Source organism: Faecalibacterium sp. BIOML-A1, assembly GCF_009679715.1.
Lineage (GTDB): Bacteria > Bacillota > Clostridia > Oscillospirales > Ruminococcaceae > Faecalibacterium > Faecalibacterium taiwanense.
This window is the reverse complement of record NZ_WKZJ01000026.1, coordinates 1-5,686: the sequence shown is the minus strand read 5'-3', so window position 1 is coordinate 5,686 and position 5,686 is coordinate 1. Positions and strand designations below refer to the sequence as shown.

At 50.1% G+C, this 5,686-nt stretch carries 4 protein-coding genes and 1 pseudogene; all 5 read left to right on the top strand.

All coding sequences use genetic code 11. The annotated features are described in order from the left end of the window. Positions 1–182, top strand: a 182-nt coding sequence (locus tag GKG36_RS14715) for a hypothetical protein (RefSeq protein WP_206671184.1), incomplete at its 5' end; no start/stop codon positions are given. Between the two features lie 1,266 nt (positions 183–1,448). After that, positions 1,449–1,631, top strand: a complete 183-nt coding sequence (locus tag GKG36_RS14495) for a hypothetical protein (protein WP_005945116.1) — start codon at positions 1,449–1,451, stop codon at positions 1,629–1,631. An 81-nt stretch (positions 1,632–1,712) separates the two neighbouring features. Further along, complete coding sequence (locus GKG36_RS14490; RefSeq protein WP_154261325.1) at positions 1,713–3,350, top strand: recombinase family protein; 1,638 nt, start codon at positions 1,713–1,715, stop codon at positions 3,348–3,350. Next, on the top strand, positions 3,337–5,151 hold the full coding sequence (locus GKG36_RS14485; protein ID WP_154261323.1) for a DNA topoisomerase: 1,815 nt from the start codon (positions 3,337–3,339) through the stop codon (positions 5,149–5,151). The genes GKG36_RS14490 and GKG36_RS14485 overlap by 14 nt, the downstream gene beginning before the upstream one ends. Next, positions 5,151–5,686 (top strand): annotated as a pseudogene (locus GKG36_RS14480) (hypothetical protein); the annotation flags it as partial. The gene GKG36_RS14485 and the pseudogene GKG36_RS14480, both read left to right, overlap by 1 nt.

Here is a 5,686-nt window from a genome sequence, read left to right as displayed (position 1 = left end):
GTGCTGAAACAGCTGGAGCAGCTTCAGCAGAAAAAGTCCAACTACAAAACGATTTCTACCACCCCAAACCGCGAAGAATCGCTCTAAACGATCTTTCTGTCACCGATATGCCGTTACAATCAGTGGCAGAAGTACATAATTCATTTGTTTTTTGCTGGCTTTTGGCTATTCTCGCTGGCTAGTGAGTAGAGGCGTACTTTTAAGGCAGAAATTTTCTCCAACACCCCCCATTTTAGGCCACTTTTTCTGTTAATAGTAGAAGCGCCTCTTTGAAAGCCGGTCATTTGTGACCTTTTTGTTAATTCTCAAAAAGATGGTTGTCTTTGGGCTGTTTTCGTTGCCTACCTATTGAGAGGATTTTTTCAAAAGCGGAGATTTGGTCTCAAGAATTACAATTCAATTACAAGTTTCTCACCAATGCTACGAAACAGGCGTTCTCGATGCCTACCAAGTGTAGGGCATCTTTTTCAAGACCATTCTCGGACTATTATGACGTTTTGTTTACAAAATTGCTTGCAATGCTACGAAATGGCCTTTTTCATCGGCTACCAAGTAGAAGGATGTTTTTCGTCCGTCAAAGTCCAGAAATCTTCCATATGTTCCTTGACAAGTGAATAGTTCAATCGTCCGGTACTTCACAAAAGGTACTTCTGTAACTCGCAGCCCGGTCATAACGAAGACGGGGTGGCTGAAATGCCAATGGTGCGGTGCAAGCCCGCCGCCGGACGATTCCCCACTCCTAGGGAAGTCGAGGACCAATATGGGAGACCTTAACTTATTAACGCAGTTGAGCACTTGTTTCGTGCTTTTCTGCGACTGGAGAATTGGAACCCTCCAATTCTCGTTACATACTCTTTGTTCCTGATTTCTGCTTCAGCTGGAGGTGATCAACATTTCAGAATATCTTACCACGCAAACTCCGCTGCCGCCGTTTCTCCCATACCCACGCTTCCTTTTGGAACTTGACCTGAGTCAGACTGCAAAAATGACTTATGTGTTGCTACTCGACCGTGCCACGCTCTCGCAGAAAAATCTCTGGATAGATGAACGTGGATTCGTGTTTGTCATTTTTACGATTTGCTCTTTGGCTGAGCAGCTAGGGCGCAGCACTGTCAGTGTTTCCAGTGCGCTTAAGGAATTGGACGCTGCGGGATTGATTGAGCGCAGACGAACGCGGTTTTCTTCGCCCAATCACATCTTTGTGAAAATTCCAAATGTTGAATAGTTCTGCGTTTTTCACGATTCAAGAACCGCCAAAATCACGATTCTGTGATGCAGATTCTTAATGGCATCTGCAAAAGATATTTTTCCTATGCAGTATAGCAGCCTTTAAGACTGTATCGAAGAAAACTTTCACCTAACCAACGTAATAAAACAAAAAGAGAAAAACGAATAGAATCCATCCATTCCTTTCCGTATTTGCACCACATGAATGAGGAGGTCTGCCCTTGAACAAAGAAAAATCTGAGAAGAAGCCCACCACACGCAAACGTGCGCCGAGAAGTCCGAAGTCCGTGCGCCTGATCGTGGAACGCCATTATATCGGCAATGTGCCGATGAATACGCTTTTTCAGCGGCTTGTGGAAGAAGAAATTCGTAAAACTGCCGAATCGTATCTCGCCGCTGGCTAATTGGACGTTTTACTGCGGAAAAGGGCTTGCATCGTCACGCAGCATCCGCTACAATGTGATTGATGAGGTCTCTTTTCCATTATGGAGGTACACATGGAAAAGGACAAAAAAGTAACTGCTTTATACTGCCGACTGTCAAAAGATGACGGTTCAAACAGCGAAAGCCTGAGCATCCGCACTCAAAAGGCGATGCTTATGGAGTATGCCACACGCAACGGTTTCGGGAATTGCCAGTACTATGTTGATGATGGTTACAGCGGTACGAACTCTGACCGCCCTGCCTTTCAGGAACTTCTGGATGATATCCGGGAAGGAAAGGTGGCAACAGTCATTACCAAAGACCAGTCCCGACTTGGACGCAACCACATCGAAACCGGAACGTATATGGAAATCTTCTTTCCTGAACACGGTGTCCGCTATATTGCAATCAACGATGGTTATGATTCCAACGAGCAATCTCAGATGGATATTGCCCCGTTCCGAAACATCATCAATGAAATGTACGCCAAAGACACTTCCCGAAAAATCAAGAGTGCCCTTCGGACACGCAAGAAAAGTGGAAAGTATATCTCCAGCGGCGCACCGTTTGGCTACCAGAAAGACCCTGCCGACCACAATCACCTTGTGATCGACCCGAACACCGCCCCCGTTGTTGAGTATATCTATTCAATGGCAGAGGAAGGGCTGGGGCTTCACCGCATCGCCAAGCGGCTCCACGATGAAAAAGTTTTGAAGCCGTGTTACTACAAGAAAGAGATGTTTGGCCGCTTTATTGATGATGAAAAGATGTATGATTGGGACAGTGCCTATATCAGTCAGGTTCTGCACAGCCCAGTCTACGCCGGACACATCATCTACGAAGCCAAGCCCACCGTGTCCATGAAATCCAAAAAGCGGCGTTATATTCCGTTTGAAGAACGCGCTATCGTTCCGAATACACATGAAGCAATCATCCCACAAGACCGCTGGGAAAACGTGCAGCGAATCCTTTACAGCCGTTCCGGTTGTTTTATGTGTGATAAGACCGACTATGACAATATCTTCAAGGGCATCGTCCGCTGTGCAGACTGCGGCAGAACGATGTTAGTCAAGGTCGAGCACAGGCGCAAACGTAACAGTGTTCTGGATCAGACCTTTTATTGTTGCAGCACTTATCGGAAATATGGTGCGAAAGCCTGTGACTCGCATAATTTGGAAGCCCGTGTTCTGCATGAAGCTGTCTTTGCGGACATTCAGGCACACGCAAAGGCCGCTGTGAGCAATCGGGAAGCCCTTGTGAAGAAGATTGCAAATCAGATGCACCTCCGGGTGTCCTCTGACCGGGCGCAGCACAAACGGGATTTGAAGCAGTGTAAAGCACGAATCGCAGAAATCGAAGACCTGTATGCAAAACTTTATGAGGACGTATCAAAGGGACTTCTCCCGGAGAAACGTTTTCAAATGCTTGCAGATCGCTACGACAAAGAACAGGCTGAACTGACCGAGAAGATTGAGCAGTACGAGCGGGAAGGCCGTGCTGAACACGATCAGCTGGACAAGATTCAGGATTTTATTGATGAAGTCAGCAAGTACGCTGGCATCACCGAACTGAACTATAAGATTCTGCATCAGCTGATTGACAAGATTCTGGTATCCAGAGCGGAAAAGGTCGATGGCGAATACGTCCAGAAAATCCAGATTTTCTACCGCTTTATCGGCCCATTGGATGCCATCGAGTAACAAAGTCAGAAAAGTCACCTCCGAGAACTATCCTACAGATTCCGGACGGGAGGGAGAATTGATCTTCCGACTTGTCTACCAGCAGGCCGGCTGCAAAAAGCCTGTTTCTCGCCTGTGGCTGTCCAGCATGGAGGAAACCGCCATCCGGGAAGGTTTCGCCCATCTCAAACCGTCAACTGAATACGATGCGCTGTACAACGCAGCACTCTGCCGGGAACGTGCCGACTGGATGGTCGGCATCAATGCGTCCCGGCTTTTTTCGTGCCTGTACAACCAGCCCTTGGCGGTAGGGCGTGTTATGACCCCGGTGCTTGCCATGACGGTGGTTCGGGAAGCTTCCATTGCCGCCTTCACGCCAGAGAAATTCTACACGGTTGCCCTGACCCTTGCAGACGGCGGCACTGCATCCAGCAAACGATTTGCACAGAAAGCGGATGCTGAACTACTGCTTTCCAAATGCCGAAAGGAGGGACGTGTCACAGTGCAGAAGATGGAACGCAAGGAAAAGTCCGAAAGTCCGCCGCAGCTCTACGACCTTACCGCATTGCAGCGGGATGCAAACCGTCTGCTGGGGTTTACGGCACAGCAGACCTTGGATTATGCCCAAAGTCTTTACGAAAAGCGGCTCATCACCTACCCCCGCACGGACAGCCGATTTTTGACGGAGGATATGGCGGCATCCCTGCCGGGGCTGGTGACGAACACGGGCAAGGCGTTTGCTGTGGAAGAGCCGTTTCCCATCCATGTGCAGCAGGTCATCAACGGCAGCAAAGTCACCGACCACCATGCGCTACTGCCTACGAAAAGCATGGCAAAAGCAGACCTTGCCGCCCTCCCTGCCGGGGAGCGGAATGTCCTGCGGTTGATTGCCGCACGGCTACTCTGTGCCGTGGGTGAGCCTTACTGCTATGTAGAAACCACCTTGACTACCATCTGCACAGGCGAAGAATTTACCACCAAAGGCAGAGTTGTGCTGTCCGACGGATGGAAAGCAGTAGAGCGGAAAATGCTGGGCGAACTGCTGGGCAAGCAGAAAGAACAGGCTGTTCTGCCCGATGTGCAGGAGCAAAGCCAGTGCAGCGTTGCCAGTGCTGAACTGAAAGAGGGGCAAACGTCCCCGCCGAAGCATTTCACCGAGGACCTTCTACTTCATGCGATGGAAACCGCCAGTGCAGACAGTATGCCGGAGGGTGTGGAACGTCAGGGCATCGGCACCCCGGCCACCCGCGCCGCAACTATTGAAAAGCTGGTGCAGAAGGGCTTTCTGGAGCGCAAGGGCAACAAGAAAACCAAGGTGCTGCTGCCTACCGACAAGGGCAAAGCCCTTATTACCGTAATGCCCGAAGAGATCCAGTCCCCGGAAATGACCGCCGATTGGGAAACAAAACTGCTGCAAATCGAACGTGGCGAAATGGAGCCGAGTGAATTTATGACTGAGATCAATATGGTGATTACCGAACTGGTAAAGAACACGGAAATGAAAAAAGGAGCGAATGCACTTATGAAAAGCAAGATTATTGGTGTCTGCCCGAACTGTGGTGCAAATGTTGTGGAGCGTGAAAAGGGCTGGTTCTGCGAGAGCCGGGAGTGCCGTTTCGTGCTGTGGAAGGACAATGCGTTCTTCAAGCGTCTGGGCAAGCGTCTGGACGCTCATGTGGCGGACAAGCTGCTGCGGGATGGTCGGGTCCGCCTGAAGGACTGCAAGAGTGCCAAGGGCAAGACCTACAATGCCACCGTGCTGCTGTCCTGTGAAGCTGATGGCCGCAGCAAGTTTTCTCTTGAATTTGAAGGTGGTTGCTGATGGAGCAGAAAAAAGAAGCGGTTTACCTTATCAACGATGAACGCTATCTCCACCTCCGGGAAAACGGTGCAGGAGTCGGCTTTGCCACCTACAACAAGGTAACTGGTGAGCCGCTGGAAAGCGGGCAGATCTCGGAAAAGAACCTGCCGCCCGATGGCAGGAACGCCATTTCTGCCGCCCGGAACTGGTATCTGTTTGAACTTTCGGACGATGACCGCAAGGCCATCCAACAGGAAAGCGTAAAGATCCTCGAAAACATCCCGCAGGCGGGCATCGGCAGACGGCGCATCTGGGAGCCGGAAACGCTGCCGAGGGATATTCGTCTCATCAACAGCCACTATGATGACCTCTATCGCATTCCAGATGGCGGCGTGATTCAGGTGGATTACCCGGATGGGCACAGTTTTACGGCACGGGTGGAACATCTGGATGATTATCACTTTGACATGGGCGGTCTGGGCAATGTGTTCCACATCTGCCAGTTTGCCGAAGTCATGGAACGAAACCATGCCGACTTCTACCCGGAGATTCAGAC